This is a genomic window from Aequorivita nionensis (genome assembly GCF_046352995.1).
Lineage (GTDB): Bacteria > Bacteroidota > Bacteroidia > Flavobacteriales > Flavobacteriaceae > Aequorivita > Aequorivita nionensis.
Genome location: NZ_CP130281.1, coordinates 255,872 through 275,566, shown reverse-complemented (window position 1 = coordinate 275,566; position 19,695 = coordinate 255,872). Strand labels below are relative to the sequence as shown.

Genomic DNA, 19,695 nt, shown 5'->3' with positions numbered 1-19,695 from the left:
ATTTGAAATATAACCAAAACGAATGCGCTTCCCGGCTTTTTAAAAAAGGGATTGTTTGTATATTGCAGAAAAAATAACAGCGGTTAGATGCTTTTTAATACTGTAGATTTTGCAATTTTTTTTCCAACAGTACTTCTTTTGTATTGGACGGTTTTTAAGAAATCACTTTCGCTCCAAAATTTCTTTTTAGTTGTTGTAAGCTATATTTTTTACGCCTTTTGGGATTGGCGTTTTCTCTCCCTGATTTTTCTAAGCACCATTGTGGATTATTCCGTTGGACTTTGGTTGGGCAAAACACAAAATTTAACAAAGCGGAAATTACTACTTGGAATAAGCTTGGTTTTTAATTTGGGCTTGCTGATGACTTTTAAATATTTCAATTTTTTTGTTGAAACCTTTGTTGATGCTTTTGCACTTTTTGGAACCTCCCTAAAAGTTACTTCGTGGAATATTTTGCTGCCCGTCGGGATTAGTTTTTATACGTTCCAAACGATGAGTTACACCATAGATTTGTACCGTAAAAGAATAGAACCAACCAAAGATATTGTTGCTTTTTTTGCCTTTGTATCCTTTTTTCCGCAATTGGTTGCGGGACCCATTGAGCGGGCTTCCCATTTGTTACCTCAGTTTAAAGTGAAAAGAACATTCAATTATAATGCGAGTGTGGATGGGCTTCGATTGATTTTGGGAGGACTTTTTAAGAAAATGGTGATTGCAGATAATTGTGCGCTTTTGGTTAACAATATTTTTGCGAATTATGAGGTTGCGAGTGGTAGCACCTTGTTTTTTGGCGCTGTATTTTTCGCTTTCCAAATTTATGGTGATTTTTCAGGCTATAGTGATATTGCTATAGGTACGGCCCGTTTGATGGGTTTTGACTTGATGAAAAACTTTAACTATCCCTATCTTTCGCAGAACTTTTCAGAATTTTGGCGAAGATGGCACATTTCCCTTTCCACTTGGTTTCGGGACTATGTTTACATCCCTTTGGGTGGGAGCAGGGTTTCAAAAGGAAGGTTGGTTTTTAACGTTTTTGTTGTTTTTATTGTGAGTGGTTTGTGGCACGGCGCAAACCTGACATTCGTGTTTTGGGGTTTCATCCATGGGCTTTTTGTGCTTCTTGTTTTGTTATTTTTTAAAAAAGAAACACCTTTTTCTTCTGAAAGAATACTTCCCACTTTCGGTCAGTTGATACGAATTGGCGCAACTTTTTTTGTTGTAGTCATCGCTTGGATATTTTTTAGATCGGAAACAATTAGCATGGCATTTCAATATATAGGAAGAATATTTTCGCCAAGTCTTTTTTCAAAACCGGAAATACCGATGAGCGGAGCTCTTTATCTATTCCTGTTTATGGTTTTTGAATGGATTCAGCGAAGTCGCGAGCATATTTTGGATATTGGCTATCTCAAAAATAAATGGCTGCGCTACGGAATTTATTATTGTGTTGTGTTTGCTCTATTTTATTATGCAGGCGATTTGCAACCGTTTATCTATTTTCAATTTTAAGGATGAAGAATTTTTATAAAAAAATACTGCTGTTTCTTGTACCTGTTCTTTTGGTATGGCTTGCTACGGAAGTTTTTTATCGTTCTGTTGAAAATAATTACACCTATAAAACCGAGCGGATTATTTCAGAATACAACGAAATAGAAACCCTGGTTTTTGGAGATTCCCATGCTTTCTTCGGAATAAATCCCGAATATTTTTCGTCTAAAACCTTCAACATTGCGAACGTAAGCCAAAGCCTATATTTTGATGAATTGTTACTGAAAAAGCATATTGACAGTCTTCCAAAGTTAAAAACTGTAGTAATAAATATTAGTTATTTCACCCTTTCCGTGGTTGATGATTCTACGGAAGATCGTTGGCGAAAATATTTTTATCAGCAGCAAATGGAGTTGGATGTGCCTTCCATTTCAATTTTTGATCCGCGGCAATACAGTTTGGCGCTTTCAAGAAGGTTCTATCAGTCTGCTGAGCTTTTTAAGGAATATCTTAAGAATGGAACAATAGTAAGCAGCTATAAAGATGGTTTTGGAATGCAGGACGAATCAAATATTGTTGCTGATAAAGTGGCGATTTCAAAACTTATTTCAAAAAAGCACGAGGATAATTCTTTGGATTTTGAAGTAAATACGGAAAAAATCAAAGAAATGATAAATAGTTGTAATAAAAGAGGCGTTGAAGTTATCTTGATTGAAATGCCAGTTTATAAAACCTATTATGATTTACTGAATTCTCAGAAAAAGCAAAAAATAAACGCAACACTTTTAAACTTAGAAAGAAAAAATAAAGGCGTTAGGTTCTACGATTTCAGCCAAGAACTAAATTTTGTGGATGAGGATTTACGCGATGCAGATCATTTAACAAACCAAGGAGCCGTAAAGTTCAGCAAGCTTTTAAACGGCATAATTGAGCAATAATATTTTTGAATTAAACGGTTTTTTGAACAACTTCAAAAATCTGGTTTTCATCACATTTCAAAGTTTTTGAAGGATATTTTAATAGCAAAGCATAGTCGTGGGTTGCCATTAAAATGGTGTTTCCGTTTTTATTTATTTCACGCAAAACCTCCATTACTTCCACACTTGTCTGCGGATCGAGGTTTCCCGTTGGTTCATCTGCCAAAATAAGTTCGGGATCGTTCAAAAGTGCTCTTGCAATAGCAACGCGTTGTTGCTCACCACCCGAAAGTTGATAAGGATATTTGAAGGCTTTTGTTTTCATTGCAACTTTGTCAAGCACTTCGTTTATTTTGCTTTCCATAGCAGCTTTGTCCTTCCATCCGGTTGCGGTAAGAACAAACCGGAGGTTATCGCTCACCGTACGGTCGTTGAGCAATTTGAAATCTTGAAAGACAACTCCCAGTTTTCTTCTTAAAAAAGGAATATCGTTTTCTTTTAGAGTAGCTAAGTCATAACCCACAATATTACCTTCTCCTTCTTGAAGAGGAAGATCGCCGTAAAGTGTTTTCATAAAACTACTTTTCCCGGTTCCGGTTTTTCCGATTAGATAAACGAACTCACCTTTTTCCACAGAAACGGAAACATCGGACAGGACAAGGTTTTCACCTTGATAAATTGAAGCATCTTTTAATTGTAAAACGTTTTCGGCCATGGAATTTTATTTTTAGCAAATGTACTTTAAAGCGTTCGGAAACAAAATACGTGGATTGCTAATTTCTTGAGAAAATTATTACTTATAAACACGCTCATATTTTTTTGGCGGTTTCGGTTCGCATTCCGCCGTTGAAATATTTGGGTCTATGGAAAGTTTTATTTTAGTTGAGTCATTAGGCTTTAAGTGGGTATTGGGTTTCAGGATTATTGCTATTTTTGCCGTAAAATCTACTGAAGCATTGGCACGAAATGTTTGATTTTTAATAGTTATGGTATTTAAGGCGCGTTCTAATTTAAAATCGAACCTATAAAAATCGCGATCACTTATTAGTACATTTCCTTTTAAATTTTTCATATCATTGGCCATTTTCACGGCTTTATAAGCGTCTAGCCTTCCAGCGCCCATCATTCCTCTAAAGGGTGTATTTCCACTTAAATTTTCAACATCAGCAGAAGTCAGTTTCAGAATAGTTTCAATTTCATAGGAGGAAAGGCAATAATTTGCAGACCACATAAGGCCTATCGTGCCTGCCACATAAGGTGCTGAACTGGAAGAAGCTCCCCCAAAGAAAACATCTTTTCCACAAATTTCGTTTCCCAATAAATAGCCTTCCCGCGGTGCAACCAAATCTACAGCAGTATTTACCTGAACTCCATCTTCTATTGGGGTTGGACTTAACAATCCAACTTCATTAATTGTGAAAAAACCGTTTCGTCTATCACTTAACCTATGGGTGTAGTTTATATTATCTTTTGTAAAAAAACCGTCTTCAACTAACATGTTTTCAGCAAATATTCCTGATACGGAAATAACCTTGTCAAAAGAAGCAGGATACATTTTGTCACCAATGGTTGTTTCGTCTTTATTGCAATCTTTCCCATTTCCTGCGGCTGCAACAATTATAATTCCGTCGTCATAATATTCATTGATCCGTTTATTGATCTCGTCAGATTTTGGCCCCATGGAACATAAAATCCAACTGGCATTGATGATTTTTGCACCTGCATCAACCAAATCTTCAATATATCTAAATGTACCATATCGACCGCTTATTCCTTTACATTCAGCACAGATTCCAGGTCTGCCAAAACCATTATCCATTCTTGCCAACGCGATTGCGGCAACGTTCGTTCCGTGATAACAACTTGAGTTGCTTCCCTGCGGAAAAGTATATAGATCTGCAATTATCTTTCCTTTTAGATCGCTATTTAAAGTATCCATGGGCGAGTCTGAAATGCCGATGATTACTTTTTTATCTCCTTTGGTAATTCCCCAAGCTCCCGCAGCATTAATAATATCCAGATCACGGCTAGAGTAGTTGTTGCCAAGATTTTCTATTGGGCTAGTATTGCCATAATCGTTCGGGTAAAAAGCGTTTGGTGTAGGAAAAAATTCAATGATGCGCGTGTATTTTTCGGGATACTTTTTTTGAAGTTCGCTTAAAAGATTTTCATTGTCCGTAGCTATGTGATATACGTTTTTTAATAAATGCCTATCCGTATTTGGGTATGCAATTTTAAAAGTAAAAACATTGTATTTTTTATAAATCGCTGTTTCTTCATTATCATTTTTACTGCTTATTGAAATTATGCCATTCGCTGTTTGTTTTAGGTTTAAAGAGGAAGCATCAGCTATTTTCACATAGAAATGTTTTTTTTCAATTTCTTGCGAAGCCAATTGATTAAAGGCAAAACCAAAAAGTAATACTAGAATTTTAAATTTCATTTTTTAGCTTTTTCAAACTTACTTTTTAATTCGTCAATCTCCTTTTGTTGTTGGAGCGTATAAAGCGTAAGCTCCTCAATTTTTTGGAGTAAAATAAGGTTCATTTCTTTTAGTGAAATTCCCTCCGTCCGCATCGTTTCGGCAGAAGGCACATTTGGCAGATGGTTGTTTTCCTTTAAAAACGCTTCCAGTTCTTCCAAGGAAATCAAACTGTATTCCGGCATCATTTCAGAAAAACCGTTATAATAGGTTTCAAACACATAATCGGGCGCTACGGCTCCGTCAAGATCTACCAGAACTTCCTGTGTGTGGATTTTTCCTTTTACGGTCAAAAGCTCGTCGGGAGTAGTTGTGCCAATGCCTATTTTGCCATTTTTTTCAGTAAGATTCGCGAATGGATTGCGTTGTGCTGTGGCCGAAAGAGAAAATAAAATAATGGCGAAAATCAATAATCTGTTCATAACAATGCTTTTATAATTTGTAAAGTTTTAAAATTACGGTATTTTTTTAAAGCGTTTTAATGTATGTTAAATTCTGTTGAAGAGGTACATACTTATTTCACTTTTACGCCGTTATATTCCTAAGAAAATTCACTAAAAAACCATTCGTTAATTAAACCTTAAAAATTTACAGTATCGCCGAAAGCTACATTTAAAGTTAAATATCTTTACGCCACAAAAACTGTAAATAATGATAAAGAATTTTCTTGTTTTCTCATTTTTTCTATTTCTTTCATCTTCATCTTTTTCGCAGCAAACAGCGGTCTTTACAAATGATTTAGCTGATTTCAATCAAGCGCTGGAGCTCTACAATAACGGGCAATATTTAGCTGCGCAAAGCCTATTCGACAAAATAAAAAACAGCAGCGAAGACGAAACTGTGCAGAGCGATTGCGCCTATTATATTGCAAATGCGGCCGTTCGGTTAAATCAGCAAAATGCAGATCAATTAATGGAGGAATTTGTGGAGAAATATCCCACGAGTTTGAAGCGAAATTCTGCATTTATAGATGTGGCGAATTTTTACTTCGAAAACGGAAAATATTCCCACGCCCAAAAGTGGTACGATAAGGTTGACACTTCAAATTTAAGTCGAAGTGAGCAGGAACGTTTCAATTTTAATAACGGATACGTCTATTTTAAGGCGAAGCGATATGACGAGGCGAAAAGCTATTTCAACAAGGTTTCCACCTCGCAGAAATACGGCTCCCAGGCTAAGTATTATTTAGGTTTTATCGCCTACGAAGGCGATGATTATGAAGAAGCCAACAAAAATTTTGAGGAAGTAAAAGGTGAGGAGCGCTATTCCGAAGACCTTAGTTATTACCAAGCCGATATGAATTTCAAGCTCGGAAATTTCGAAAAGGCCATCGAAATGGGGAAGGAGCAATTTGATAAATCCAGCCCACAGGAAAAAAGCCAGCTTTCAAAAATCATCGGCGAAAGCTATTTCAATCTTGGCCAATATGCCGAATCCATTCCTTACTTAAAGGAGTACAAAGGTTTTCGCGGCAAGTGGAACAATACCGATTACTACCAGTTGGGCTACGCATATTACAAACAGGGCGATTACGAAAGCGCCATTGGCGAGTTCAACAAAATCGTTGATGGAAGGAATGCCGTGGCCCAAAACGCCTATTACCATTTGGCTGAAAGTTATTTGAAACTCGATAAAAAACAAGAAGCGCTGAACGCTTTTAAAAATGCTTCGGAAATGGATTTCAGTGCCGAAATTCAAGAAGATGCGTATTTGAATTACGCAAAATTGAGCTATGAAATTGGCAACAGCTACAAAAGCACGCCGCAGGTTTTGCTTTCGTTTATTGAAAAATACCCGAACAATGCCAATAAAGATGAGTTAAAACGATTGTTGATCGACAGTTACATTACTTCAAAAAATTATAAGGAAGCGTTGGATTTGCTTGAAAACAACAAAAACTTTGCTGATGAAGCCGCCTATCAAAAAGTGGCCTTTTACCGTGGCATTGAATTGTACAACGAAGCCGATTACAACGAAGCGATTTCGTTTTTTGACAAAAGCCTGAAATATCCCAAAAACCAAGATTTCACAGCGCGCGCAACTTATTGGAAGGCCGAAAGCGATTATCAACTCTCAAATTTCGAAAAATCGTTGGCGGGTTATAAAAACTTTGCGCAAATGCCGGGCGCGCAGAACACTTCAGAATATAAAAATTTGAAATACAATTTGGCCTACAACCAATTCAAACTTAAAAATTATACTGAAGCTATTTCAAATTTCAAAAGTTACGTAGGTTCTTCTTCCGCTGAAACCGCCCGAAAAAAGGACGCTTTACTGCGATTGGGCGATAGCTATTTCGTGACAAGCCAATATTGGCCAGCGATGGAAAATTACAACGCCGCAATCGATTTAGGCGGCGATAACGATTACGCGCAGTTTCAAAAAGCCATTAGCTACGGCTTTGTGGACCGAAGCGAAAAGAAAATTGAGGAACTGATTGCCTTCATAAAAAAATATAATAAATCCGTTTATCGCGACGATGCCCTGTATGAATTGGGAAATACCTATGTGGCGCAAAACAAGTCCAACGAAGCTATTTCGGCTTACGATCAATTGGTTCGTGATATTCCAAACAGCAGTTTCGTTTCAAAAGCATTGTTGAAAAAGGCTTTGATTTATGACAACACCGGAAAAAGCAACGATGCGTTGGCAATTTTCAAAAGAGTGGCGAAGGACTTTCCTTCAACGCCCGAAGCTTTGCAGGCTGTTTCTTCCGCAAAAATAATTTACATAGACCAAGGAAATGTTGACGAATACGCCCGTTGGATAAAAACATTGGATTACGTACAAGTGGGCGATACCGAACTTGACGATGCCACATATTTGGCGGCGGAACAACCGTATTTGGAGAATAACCAGAGTCAAGCCAAAGGCAGATTTGAGGATTATTTAAAACAATTCCCGAATGGGCAGCACGCTTTAAACGCACATTTTTATTTGGGTCAGATTTATTTCGCTGACGGAAAAAACGATCAAGCCATTCCGCATTTTGAATATGTTGTGAACCGTGAGCGAAGTGAATTTACTGAACAAGCTTTGGCGCGGGTTTCAGAATTGTATTTAGGCAAGAAAGATTATCAAAATGCTCTAAAATATTTGACACGTTTGGAAACCGAAGCAGATTTCCCGCAGAATATCATCTTCGCGCAGACCAACAGTATGAAGGCTTCATATGAATTGAAACAATATGCCGAAGCTGTAAACTATGCCGAAAAAGTGCTTCAGAATTCTAAAATAGACAATTCAATTAAAAGTGATGCGCAGGTAATAATTGCCCGTTCGGCCATGAAAACCAATAATGAAGCAAAAGCCAAAACCGCTTATGCCGAAGTTCAGAAAATCGCAACCGGCGCCCTTGCCGCCGAAGCGCTTTATTACGATGCCTATTTCAAAAATAAGGAAGGAAATTTTGAAGGCTCAAATGCTTCCGTACAGAAATTGGCGAAGGATTATTCGGGCTACAAATTATACGGCGCCAAAGGTTTGGTGCTGATGGCGAAGAATTTTTACGCTTTGAAGGATGCTTACCAAGCAACTTACATTTTGGAAAGTGTGACCAAAAACTTTACCGATTTCCCAGAGGTAGTTGAAGAAGCAAAAGCCGAGCTTGCAGTAATCAAAAACGCAGAGGCAAAAACCAATTCTTCCGTTGAAACCGGAAACTAACCCAAAACCTTTGCGCTCTCTGCGGCTTTGCGGTAAAATATTCCACCGCAGAGGCGCAGAGGACACAGAGAAAACTATAAAAAAGACTCAAAAATAAAAACTATGTTCAAGACCCTTAAAACAGGATTTTCATCAGACATAAAAAACATCCCACCCCAGCCCTCACTTCAAAGGGAGGGAGCTACTTCCCCCTTTGAAGGGGGATTGAGGGGGATGTTCTTCCTCATTGCCTTATTTGCTGTGGGTTTTTCCGTAACCGCCCAAGAAAAGGAACTGGATCCCGAAGTAGTAAACATCGTAAAACCATATACGCCCACAATTTCGGACGCCTTTAAAGTAAAGGAAACCCCTGAATTGAACGATTCCATTTCAACCACAAAAAAGGAGGTGAAGTACAGTATTTTCTCGGTTCCGGTGGCTTCTACTTTTACACCTGCGAAAGGCAAGGCTACTACGGTTGAAAAGACAAAACCCATAAAATTATACGATAATTACGCAACGCTGGGCTTCGGAAACTACACTTCCATTTTGGGCGAATTTTACAGCAATTTTGAAATCAGCCGAACTGATAACGCTGGTTTTTTCTTTCGGCACAATTCTTCGCAGGGCGATATAAAAGATGTGAAATTGGACAATAAATATTACGATACCAGCCTTGATGCGAATTATACAAGCAGACAAAAAGATGCAACCTACAGGCTTGATGCTGGCGTGGAGCATCAAATATACAACTGGTACGGTTTGCCCGAAGATTACGTAACGTATCCCGATAACGTGATTGCTGATATTGATCCGTTGCAAATGTATTTCAGCGGTTACGCGGGCGGAAGTATTGCGTTGGACGATTCGTTTTTTGAAAAGGCGGCTTTGAACATTCGCTATTTGGGCGATGCGTTTTCTTCTTCGGAATTTAATGCTACTTTGAAGCCTGAGTTTTCATTTCCGTTGGAAAATTTGACTTTTAATATTGACGGCGATATCGATTATTTAAGTGGAAGTTTTGACAGAAATTACACAAACACTTCAGAAATTAAATACAATTATTTAAACGCAGGCTTGGCACCGTCTATTACTTTTATAAATAATGATCTATCGGTTTCATTGGGCGTTGCGGCAAACGTGAGTTTGGATTCCGAAAACAGCGACACGGACTTTTCGCTATACCCCAGGTTGAATACATCGTATCGTTTATTGGACGAAACCGTGATTGTTTACGGAGGGGCAGAAGGTGGGCTTCAACAAAATTCCTACTATAATTTTAAGGAAGAAAACCCATTTGTTTCGCCTACCTTAAATATTGCTCCAACTAAAAAACTCTACGAAGGTTTCGGCGGAATTAAAGGGAAAATCTCTAATTCTGTGGCCTACAATGTTCGGGCTTCTTACGGAAAAGATGAAAACCGTGCGCTTTTTCAAATGAATCCTTTAAAGATTTACAACGCAAGTTTTGAAGGATATGAATACGGAAATTCCTTCAACGTGGTTTATGACGATGTGAATACACTTGCTTTCTTCGCGGAGCTGAAAGTGGAGGTTTCAAATACATTCACATTGGGAATAAACGGAACGTATAATAGTTACAGTACAGATTTGCAAAACGAAGCGTGGAACTTGCCCGATTTAAAGGCTTCGGTGTTTTCAGATTTCAACATTACCGAAAAATTATACGGTGGCGCTTCCTTGTTTTATGTGGGCGAGCGTAAGGATTTGGTTTATAATAATGATCCTTTCGGGAATTCCGTAGGTCAAGAGGTAACTTTGGATGGCTACGTTGATGCCAATCTTCACTTTGGGTATAGATTCACGGATAGACTTTCAGCATTTGTGAAGGTTAGCAATCTTTTTAGTGATAATTATGAAAAATGGCTTAATTACCCTGTTCAAGGAATTCAAGGATTGGCGGGGGTTACCTATAAGTTTGATTGGTAATTAGTTGTCAAAATTTTCAGTAACTTTGAAAAAAAGCAGAAAATGAAAGCCGCACTTCAAATAGAAATAACCTTCGAGCAAATTCTTGCTTTGATAAAAAGTTTGCCAAAAAGGGAAAGAATTAAACTTTCAAAGGAATTGGAAAGGGAGATTATAGATTCAAAATTGTCAAAATTGCTTGAAACCTTTAAAACCGATGAGCTTTCACTTGAAACTATAGATGCCGAGGTGGAAAAAGTTAGACAAGATATCTATGACGAACAAAAACGTTAAGGTTATTTTCGACACCAATGTTTGGATAAGTTTTTTAATAGGAAAAAGACTTGGAAATATAAAGAGTCTCATTGTAAATGGCAACATCCGGATTGTTTATACTGCACAATTAATTGAAGAAATAGAACGAGTAACCAAAAGGCCAGCACTTCAAAAATATTTTCCCGAAGAGAAGGTGTCTGAATTAATTGAATTTCTTGAAGCAATTGGAACAAACGTTCAAATAAGGCCAATCCATTTCATAAATCGCGACCCAAAGGATAATTTTTTATTGGATTTGATAAACTTTTCCAAAGCGGATTATTTAGTAACGGGAGATAAGGATTTGTTACTACATAACCCGTTCGAAACTGCAAAAATTTTATCCCCAGCTGAATTTGAAAAAGTAATTGCGGAAATTGATTAATTATTAAAAATGGCTGCAATATTCGATTCAGGGAATTCAAGGATTGGCGAGGTTACCTATAAGTTTGACCGGTAAGTTTTTCAGTTGTATCTTCGTTTTAAATATTTGCAATATGTTGACCAAAAAGATAGTACAATCACATTTATCTAAATTACCTGACGAATTTTCCATTGATGATTTAGTGGAAAGACTTATTCTTATTGAGAAAATTGAAAAAGGAATTTCACAGTCTAATAATGACGAAGTAATTTCGGACGCGCAATTGGATATCGAACTGGAAAAATGGTTCAAATAAATTAGACAAAACAATCCAAGGATGATTTAAAGGACATTCTTGATTATATTTCCAAGGATTCAGTAAAAGGAAATTATAGAATTATTTACAGGATAGTTTCCAAAAAACGTATCGATATTCTGACGGTCCATCATTCTTCCCGCAATCTATCAAAGCGAAAAATATATTAAAACATCCGTCTTTGGCGGATGTTTTCTATTTTTACACCTCAATAAAATCAACCATGAAAAAATTATTACTCTTATTACTGACTACGACAGCTATTGCATCCTGTGCCCCAGAAAAACTTTCCGCAGACTTATTGATTAAAAATGCAACAATTTATACGGTCGATAAAGATTTCAGCACGGCAAATGCACTTGTGGTAAAAGATGGAAAAATCCTCGAAATAGGCCTAAAACCCGAACTCGAACTGAAATATAATATTAAGGAAACTTACGACGCCAAAGGCAATACCGTGGTTCCCGGGCTGATTGATGCCCACGCCCATTTGTATGGCCTTGGCCTCGGCCTGCAGAATGTGGATTTGGTCGGCACTACCAGTTATGAAGAAATTTTGGGGCGAGTGGTGGCATTTCAGGAAGAAAAGAATATGCCCTATATCATTGGCCGCGGGTGGGACCAAAACGATTGGGAGGATAAAAATTTCCCCACTAAAAAAGAGCTAGATTCCCTCTTTCCCGAAACCCCGGTGGCGTTACAACGGGTTGATGGCCACGCGTATTTGGTAAATTCAAAAGCATTGGAACTTGCCGGAATTACTGCCAAGACGAAAGTGGCCGGAGGCGAAGTTGTTTTGGAAAACGGCGAACCCACGGGCGTAATCATCGATGCCCCAATGGCTTTGGTGAGAGAAACTTTTCCCGAAATTACCAGTGAAGTTTCAGCCGAAGCCCTTTTGGAAGCCGAAAAAATCTGCCTGCAATATGGTTTGACAACGGTAGATGACGCTGGCTTGGGAAGAATTATTATCGAATTGATCGATACGCTTCAAAAACAGGGAAAATTCAAGCTCCGGATGTATGCGATGGTCAGCAACAATCCAAAAAATCGCGACTATTATTTGAACAAAGGCATCTATAAAACCGACAGATTGAACGTCCGTTCCTTTAAAGTGTATGCCGATGGCGCGCTGGGTTCCCGCGGTGCCGCGATGCGCGAGCCGTACAGCGATATGCCCCATCATTTTGGGGCGATGATTACTACGGCAGATAGCTTGAATTATTTAGCTGAAAAAATTGCCGCATCCGAATTTCAGATGAACACCCACGCCATTGGCGATTCCGCGAATATTGCCGTGCTTCGAGCGTATAAAAAAGCGTTGGAAGGCCAGACCGATAGACGTTGGCGCGTGGAGCATGCGCAGATTATCTCAGCGACGGATTTCGATTATTTTAACGACAACAATAACATTCTTCCGTCGGTACAGCCCACGCACGCCACCAGCGATATGTATTGGGCCGAGGATAGAGTGGGGGCCGAACGGATGAAGGGCGCCTATGCCTATAAAAAATTGCTCGATGAAGCAGGAATGGTTGCCTTGGGAACCGATTTTCCGGTGGAACACGTTAACCCGATGTACACCTTTTACGCCGCCGTTGCCCGAAAGGATTTAAAAAATTACCCCGAAAACGGTTTTCAAATGAAGGATGCCTTAACTCGCGAGGAAGCCTTAAAAGGAATGACCATTTGGGCGGCTTTCGCCAATTTTGAAGAGAATGAAAAGGGAAGTATCGAAGTAGGAAAGTTTGCTGATTTCACCATTCTCGATAAGGACATTATGAAGGTAGAAGAAGCCGAATTGCCCAAAACGAAAGTAGTGGCAACATTCATTAACGGCGAATTGGTTTACGAAGCCAAATAAATAAACTCTGTGTCCTCTGTGCCTCCATGGTTATTTTTTACCACAGAGCCACAGAGAGCACAGGGAAAAATCAAAGATGGAAAACATCCTAAAACAACTTCCCCAAAAAGCAAAGGAAGCCGAAGCAGAAAACAAAAAGTTTTTCGCAAAGCTGAAGAAAAAACCGCCCAAACACCTCGACAGTTTGATGCGGGAGTTGCACGAAGCAGAATTTAAAAGAACAGATTGTCTCACCTGCGCCAATTGCTGTAAAACTACCGGGCCGCTTTTCACGGATAAGGACATTGAGCGGATTTCAAAACATTTCCGGATGAAGCCGCAGCAATTCATCGAAACCTATTTGCGGATTGACGAAGATAAAGATTACGTGCTGCAAAGCGTTCCCTGTACTTTTTTGGGAGCCGATAATTACTGTAGCATTTACGACGTACGCCCGAAAGCTTGTCGCGAATTTCCACATACAGACAGAAAAAAGTTTCAACAGATTTCAAACCTAACGATGAAAAATGTCGCCATTTGCCCAGCGGCTTATAATATTGTGGAGGAGATGAAACGAATAATTAAGTAGGCAGTCGCAGTCGCAGTTTTCAGTAAATTAAAACTGTTTATTGCCACTGAAAACTGCGACTGAGACTGAGACTTTTTTCAAGGATAAAGTAAATACTTTTCCCGAATCTTCTGAAAACTAACAAGCCCATCTTTCCAGGAATCCCGAATTTCTTCCGCAGATAAACCTTGCTCAATTTGTTTTTGTAATGTATCCGTTCCTGCGAGTTTCACAAAGAATGAATTGAAAAAATCTTTCTTTTTTCCATTTGCGTTGTAAGCATCAATCAACCATTCCAAGTTAATTTTATTCAAACGTGGTTCTTTCCGAAGGTCTTTTCCATGGCAAAGTTGCCCTTTGAATTTTGGACTTTTTGCACCTTCGTTGGATTGTGGCGTATATTCAAAAGTATATTCTGAAGCAGGTAAACTGGGCGCGCCAAAAACCTGAAATTGCATCTCGGTTCCGCGACCGGCGTTTATAAATGTTCCTTCAAAAAAACAAAGGCTGGGGTAGAGGTTTATGGCTTGGTCGTTCGGCAGGTTGGGGGATGGTTTTATTGGAAGTGCATAAGGTGTTTCGTGCGTGTAGTTTTGCATTTCAACCACAGTCAATTTGCATTTTATTTTATCTTTTAACCAGCCTTCGCCATTTATCATCTGTGCATATTCGCCAATAGTCATTCCGTGAACTACTGGAATAGGGTGCATACCTACGAAACTCTGGTTTTCGGGTTCCAAAATTGGGCCGTCAATATACCGTCCATTAGGGTTTGGACGATCTAAAACAATCACAGGAATACCTGCTTCAGCGCAAGCTTCCATAACATAATGAAGTGTTGAAATGTAGGTGTAAAAGCGTGCGCCCACATCTTGAATATCGAATACAATTAAATCAATTCCCTTCAATTGCTCTTGTGATGGCTTTTTATTACTTCCGTAAAGCGAAATTAGGGGAACGCCAGTTTTAGAATCCACGCCATCTTTTACATGTTCACCAGCATCGGCGGTGCCACGAAAGCCGTGTTCTGGGGCGAAGACTTTTTTTACTGAAACTTTTTTCGAAATTAGGAAATCTACTAAATGTTGCTTTTCATTTTCTAAAAATGAAGTTTGGTTGGCAATCACGCCCACGTTTTTACCTTTCAACAAATCAGAATAAAGATGAAATTGCTCCGCACCAACGATGATTTGTTCGTCTTGATTCTTGGTTCTTGCTTCTTGATTCTCTTTTATATCTTCTCTTTCTCCCTTCTTCTCAGTAGAACTTCCGCAGGAAAAAATAGTCAAAACAACCAATAAAACTGTATTTTTGAAAAAAGTTAAGCCCATAAAATCATAGTGAATTTCGAATTTTTCATCGCTCGGCGCATCATTGCCTCCAAGGACTATAAAAGTAGTATTTCGGCACCGATAATAAAAATTGCAATTACCGCAATCGCGCTCGGTATTATTATGATGCTAATTTCCATTGCCACAGGTGTTGGACTTCAAAAAAAGATTCGCGAAAAGGTTTCGGCTTTTAATGGCGACATTATTATCACGAATTTCGATACTAATTTTTCCAACGATTCCCAAAACCCGATTTCGAAAAACCAGCCGTTTTATCCAACGTTTAAAGACATTGACGGTATAAAGCATGTGCAGGTTACGGCTTCCAAAGGCGGCGTAATCCGTACCGAAACAGATTTTGAGGGCGTGGTGGTAAAAGGCGTTGGCGACGATTACGATTGGGAGTATTTCAAAGATTATTTGGTTGAAGGCAAACTGCCGGATTTTAAAGGCGATATAAATGAGGACATCCTTATTTCAGAGTATTTGGCGAATCGATTACACCTGAAATTAGGCGATAAAGTAACTACTTTTTTTCTGAATGATGAAGTTTCCAAAACCCCGCGAAGTCGTGGTTTTGATATTGTTGGAATTTATAACAGCGGCTTTCAGCAGTTTGATGAACAGTTTATAATTACAGACATTCGCCACATTCAGCGATTGAACAAATGGGAAGACGATCAAATTGGCGCTTTTGAAGTTTTTGTAACTGACTTTGATCAAATAATTCCAATAGGAAACGAGGTTTATAATGAAACGGGAAGCACATTAGATACACAAACCATTCGCGATAAATACGCTTCTATTTTTGAGTGGCTCGATCTTTTCGATTTCAATATTATTATGATTATCGGGATTATGATTTTGGTGGCTGGAATTAATATGATTACTGCATTATTGGTTTTAATTTTAGAGCGAACGCAAATGATTGGTATTCTGAAAGCCCTTGGCAGCAGCGATTGGAGCGTGCGGAAAGTGTTTCTTTATAACGCGATGTATTTGATTGGTGTGGGGCTTTTTTGGGGAAATATTATAGGGATTGGTTTACTTTTAATTCAGAAATACGGTAAGATTTTCAAATTAAATCCAGATACTTACTACGTAAACGAAGCCCCTGTTTATTTGAATTGGGACTATATTTTAATATTGAATGCAGGCACATTTCTGCTTTGTCTTTTAATGCTTTTGATTCCTTCTTTTATAATTGCGAAAATTTCTCCGGTGAAGGCAATTCGGTTTGAGTAAGCATTGGGAAAACCAATGGCTTTTGTACCTTTGCCCTCGAACTTTGAAGCTTTACGCGAAGGAGTTTCCTTCTAAAATTTAATATGGAATACGCAGAAAATATATTGGGAACCATCGGCAACACGCCAATGGTAAAAATCAACAAGATAATTGGGGATATTCCCGCTTTGGTGCTCGCCAAATACGAAACTTTCAATCCAGGAAATTCGGTTAAAGACCGAATGGCCTTAACAATGATTGAAGATGCCGAAGCAGACGGAAGACTGAAACCGGGCGGAACCATCATCGAGGGAACCTCTGGAAACACGGGAATGGGCCTTGCACTTGCCGCAATTGTAAAAGGCTATAAAATGGTCTGTGTAATCAGCGACAAACAGAGCAAGGAAAAGATTGATATTCTGAAAGCCGTTGGCAGCAAAGTAATTGTTTGTCCCACAAACGTTGCTCCCGAAGATCCACGCAGTTATTATTCCACTTCAAAACGATTGGCGGAGGAAACTCCCAACAGTTGGTACGTAAACCAATATGATAATCTCAGCAACACCAAGGCACATTATGAAAGCACCGGCCCAGAAATCTGGAAGCAGACTGACGGAAAAGTAACACATTTTGTGGTGGGTGTTGGAACCGGAGGAACCATCAGCGGTGTGGGAAAATATTTAAAAGAACAAAACCCGAACGTAAAAATTTGGGGAATTGATACTTACGGTAGTGTTTTCAAGAAATACCACGAAACAGGAATTTTTGATGAAAACGAAATCTATCCATACATCACTGAAGGGATTGGCGAGGATATTCTTCCTAAGAATGTTGATTTTAGTGTTATTGACGGTTTTGTGAAAGTAACCGATAAAGACGCCGCAATCTACACCCAAAAACTTGCCAAAATGGAAGGTTTCTTTTTGGGAAATTCAGCAGGAGCGGCAATAAAAGGCTTGCTTCAATTGAAGGATAAATTCACGAAAGATGATGTAGTAGTAGTGCTTTTCCACGATCACGGCAGTCGTTACGTAGGCAAAATGTACAATGACGAGTGGATGCGCGAACGTGGTTTTGTTGAAGATGAAGCTAAAAATGCTTCCGATTTGATACAGGAGCACGCAGACAAACCTTTAATTACAGTGAAAACTGAAGAACTGGTTGGCCACGCTATCGAAAGGATGAAAAAATACCACATCAGCCAAATTCCCGTAGAAGATACTTCAGGTTTTGTGGGCGCTTTGGACGAAACCGATCTGCTTCGAAAATATTTGGAAAACAAAAATGTGGCCGATCTACCGATAAAGGAAGTAATGCACAAACCTTTCCCAATTGTAAAAAAGAGCACGCCTATCGAAGAAATCTCAAAATTAATCCACAAGGAAAATAACGCAGTTTTAGTGGATTTGGGAGATGGCAACTACAATATAATTACAAAGCACGACATTATTCGCGCATTGTAGTTTTACTCAAATTAAAATAATATCCCGCTTCCCTTTAAATGGAGCGGGATTTTTGTTAATTTTAAACTGAAATGAAAGACGAAGCAAAAAAATTATTTCGATTTTTAAGAACCAAGCCTGTGCCGGCCAATACCAACGAAATTTTGGCATTGGAACGCACTAAGTTGGCCAATGAGCGAACCCTGCTTTCCTATATTCGTTCGTCGCTTTATCTTCTTTTGGGCGGAATAGCTATACTTCAACTCAAAGATTTTAGAAATATCCACTGGTTGGGTTATGTTGCATTGGCTGTCTGCATTATTTTTTTAGCTGTTGGCATTTTTCGTTATGTGCTTTTGTATCGCCGATTGTATAAGTGGAACCGCGTTCTTTTTGTTGATACCATTTCGGAAAAAGTAAAGAAAGATGCTGATACACAGATAGAAAAAGAAAAAGCTACGGCAGAATAATTTTTTTCTTATATTTACGTAATACCTTTATTGCTCCCCCTAATTTTTTTATAGATGAAAGAAGATTTTCTGCACTATGTGTGGAAATTTCAGAAGTTGGAGGTGGGCAATTTTTACACTTCAAATAACGAAATTCTACACGTTAAGAAACAAGGGAGCCACAATTTAAATTCAGGGCCTGATTTTTTTAATGCGCAAATTGAACTAAACGGCCAATTGTGGGCGGGCAATGTTGAATTGCATGTAAAATCATCAGATTGGTATGCACATGCCCACGAAATGGATCCGGCCTATGACAATGTGATTCTGCACGTGGTCTGGGAGCACGATGCTGAAATTTATAGAAAAGATGGTTCGGTTATTCCAACATTTACTGTAAAAAAACACATTCCTAAGCCTACTTTAGAGCAATATCAAAAGCTTTTTTCAAAAGAAAAAAAATGGATTAGTTGTGAAAATGATTTTGACTCTGTTAATGCCTTCACTGTTGAAAATTGGTTAGAGAGACTCTATCTTGAAAGACTTCAAAAGAAAGAAGAAATACTTCTGAAAGAACTGAAAAATACCCAAAACCACTGGGAAAGCTTACTTTTTAGAATGCTTTGTAAAAACTTCGGGTTGAAGGTTAATGGCGATTCTTTTTTCAGCATTGCAAAATCAATTGATTTTTCTGTAGTAAAAAAATGCAGGCAAGAGCGGCAGGATTTGGAAGCACTTTTAATGGGGCAAGCAGGATTATTGGATGGAGAAACAGAAGATTGGTATTTCAAAACGCTGAAAGCCAATTATGCATATCTAAAACATAAATTTCAATTGCAAAACGAAAATGTAATCTCTCCTAAATTTTTTAGGCTTCGTCCGCCCAATTTCCCGACGGTGCGTTTGGCACAATTTACGATGCTTTATTTTGAGCAAGAAAACTTGTTTTCAAAAATAATTGCTGCACAAAGTGTGAATGAGCTATATACACTTTTCAATGTAACTGGAAGTGAATATTGGGATACCCACTTTAATTTCGGAGTTGGTTCAATGGAGCGAAAAAAACGCATCAGCAAAAGTTTTATGGACCTTTTAATAATCAATACGATTATTCCGCTAAAATTTTGCTATGCAGTACAACAGGGCAAAGACATTTCTGAAGAAATAATGGAGCTGGCCTCTAAAATTTCTTGTGAAGAAAATACAATTGTAAAGAAATTTAATTCCTTGAAAGAAATTTCAAAAAGCTCGTATCAAAGTCAGGCATTACTTCAATTAAAGAGTGAGTACTGTGATAAAAACAGGTGTTTGCATTGCGCAATTGGGAATTCAATACTTAATTCCGAAGTAAATATCACGAAGAATTAATAAATAAAAGACTG

At 38.4% G+C, this 19,695-nt stretch carries 17 protein-coding genes; 13 read left to right on the top strand and 4 right to left on the bottom strand.

The window, feature by feature from the left end:
• The first annotated feature begins 87 nt into the window (after positions 1-87).
• Both Q2U82_RS01260 and Q2U82_RS01255 read left to right on the top strand, forming a co-directional pair.
• Complete coding sequence (locus Q2U82_RS01260; RefSeq protein ID WP_410005950.1) at positions 88-1,509, top strand: MBOAT family O-acyltransferase; 1,422 nt, start codon at positions 88-90, stop codon at positions 1,507-1,509.
• Between the two features lie 2 nt (positions 1,510-1,511).
• Positions 1,512-2,426, top strand: a complete 915-nt coding sequence (locus Q2U82_RS01255; RefSeq protein ID WP_410005949.1) for a D-alanyl-lipoteichoic acid biosynthesis protein DltD — start codon at positions 1,512-1,514, stop codon at positions 2,424-2,426.
• Between the two features lie 10 nt (positions 2,427-2,436).
• Here Q2U82_RS01255 and Q2U82_RS01250 read toward each other — a convergent pair whose 3' ends face one another.
• The 3 genes from Q2U82_RS01250 to Q2U82_RS01240 form a co-directional block, all read right to left on the bottom strand.
• Positions 2,437-3,120, bottom strand: a complete 684-nt coding sequence (locus tag Q2U82_RS01250; RefSeq protein ID WP_410005948.1) for a cell division ATP-binding protein FtsE — start codon at positions 3,118-3,120, stop codon at positions 2,437-2,439.
• A 78-nt stretch (positions 3,121-3,198) separates the two neighbouring features.
• Positions 3,199-4,848, bottom strand: a complete 1,650-nt coding sequence (locus tag Q2U82_RS01245; RefSeq protein ID WP_410005947.1) for a S8 family peptidase — start codon at positions 4,846-4,848, stop codon at positions 3,199-3,201.
• Complete coding sequence (locus Q2U82_RS01240; protein ID WP_410005946.1) at positions 4,845-5,309, bottom strand: hypothetical protein; 465 nt, start codon at positions 5,307-5,309, stop codon at positions 4,845-4,847. The genes Q2U82_RS01245 and Q2U82_RS01240 overlap by 4 nt, the downstream gene beginning before the upstream one ends.
• 229 nt (positions 5,310-5,538) lie before the next feature.
• Between Q2U82_RS01240 and Q2U82_RS01235 the strand changes: the two genes are divergently transcribed.
• From Q2U82_RS01235 to Q2U82_RS01205, 7 genes are all read left to right on the top strand, one after another.
• Positions 5,539-8,553: a tetratricopeptide repeat protein gene (locus Q2U82_RS01235; protein ID WP_410005945.1), complete on the top strand. Its 3,015-nt coding sequence runs from the start codon at positions 5,539-5,541 to the stop codon at positions 8,551-8,553.
• 102 nt (positions 8,554-8,655) lie between these two features.
• Positions 8,656-10,482 carry a TonB-dependent receptor gene (locus Q2U82_RS01230; protein ID WP_272855167.1) on the top strand — a complete coding sequence of 609 codons (1,827 nt, stop codon included), beginning with the start codon at positions 8,656-8,658 and terminating at the stop codon, positions 10,480-10,482.
• A gap of 42 nt (positions 10,483-10,524) precedes the next feature.
• The gene (vap15, locus tag Q2U82_RS01225) at positions 10,525-10,755 is read left to right on the top strand and encodes a type II toxin-antitoxin system VapB15 family antitoxin (RefSeq protein ID WP_272855166.1); all 231 of its coding nucleotides are present in this window, start codon (positions 10,525-10,527) and stop codon (positions 10,753-10,755) included.
• Positions 10,736-11,161: a putative toxin-antitoxin system toxin component, PIN family gene (locus Q2U82_RS01220; RefSeq protein WP_272855165.1), complete on the top strand. Its 426-nt coding sequence runs from the start codon at positions 10,736-10,738 to the stop codon at positions 11,159-11,161. Before vap15 ends, Q2U82_RS01220 begins: the two co-directional genes overlap by 20 nt.
• Positions 11,162-11,273: 112 nt before the next feature.
• Positions 11,274-11,456, top strand: a complete 183-nt coding sequence (locus Q2U82_RS01215) for a hypothetical protein (RefSeq protein ID WP_045081559.1) — start codon at positions 11,274-11,276, stop codon at positions 11,454-11,456.
• A 223-nt stretch (positions 11,457-11,679) separates the two neighbouring features.
• The gene (locus Q2U82_RS01210; protein WP_410005944.1) at positions 11,680-13,320 is read left to right on the top strand and encodes an amidohydrolase; all 1,641 of its coding nucleotides are present in this window, start codon (positions 11,680-11,682) and stop codon (positions 13,318-13,320) included.
• Positions 13,321-13,396: 76 nt separating this feature from the next.
• Positions 13,397-13,888, top strand: coding sequence for a YkgJ family cysteine cluster protein (locus Q2U82_RS01205; protein WP_272855163.1), 492 nt, complete (start codon positions 13,397-13,399; stop codon positions 13,886-13,888).
• 77 nt (positions 13,889-13,965) lie between these two features.
• Here the strand turns inward: Q2U82_RS01205 and Q2U82_RS01200 are convergent, their stop codons facing one another.
• A complete protein-coding gene (locus Q2U82_RS01200; protein ID WP_410005943.1) occupies positions 13,966-15,198 on the bottom strand; it encodes an exo-beta-N-acetylmuramidase NamZ domain-containing protein in 1,233 nt (410 codons plus the stop codon).
• Positions 15,199-15,207: 9 nt separating this feature from the next.
• Between Q2U82_RS01200 and Q2U82_RS01195 the strand changes: the two genes are divergently transcribed.
• The 4 genes from Q2U82_RS01195 to Q2U82_RS01180 all read left to right on the top strand — a co-directional run bounded on the left by Q2U82_RS01195 (position 15,208) and on the right by Q2U82_RS01180 (position 19,681).
• Entirely contained in the window at positions 15,208-16,443 is a 1,236-nt protein-coding gene (locus tag Q2U82_RS01195) for an ABC transporter permease (protein WP_410005942.1), read from the top strand.
• An 83-nt stretch (positions 16,444-16,526) separates the two neighbouring features.
• A complete protein-coding gene (locus Q2U82_RS01190; RefSeq protein WP_410005941.1) occupies positions 16,527-17,885 on the top strand; it encodes a pyridoxal-phosphate dependent enzyme in 1,359 nt (452 codons plus the stop codon).
• Positions 17,886-17,956: 71 nt separating this feature from the next.
• Positions 17,957-18,334 carry a DUF202 domain-containing protein gene (locus Q2U82_RS01185; protein WP_410005940.1) on the top strand — a complete coding sequence of 126 codons (378 nt, stop codon included), beginning with the start codon at positions 17,957-17,959 and terminating at the stop codon, positions 18,332-18,334.
• Between the two features lie 54 nt (positions 18,335-18,388).
• Complete coding sequence (locus Q2U82_RS01180; RefSeq protein WP_410005939.1) at positions 18,389-19,681, top strand: DUF2851 family protein; 1,293 nt, start codon at positions 18,389-18,391, stop codon at positions 19,679-19,681.
• The last annotated feature ends 14 nt before the right edge of the window (positions 19,682-19,695 follow it).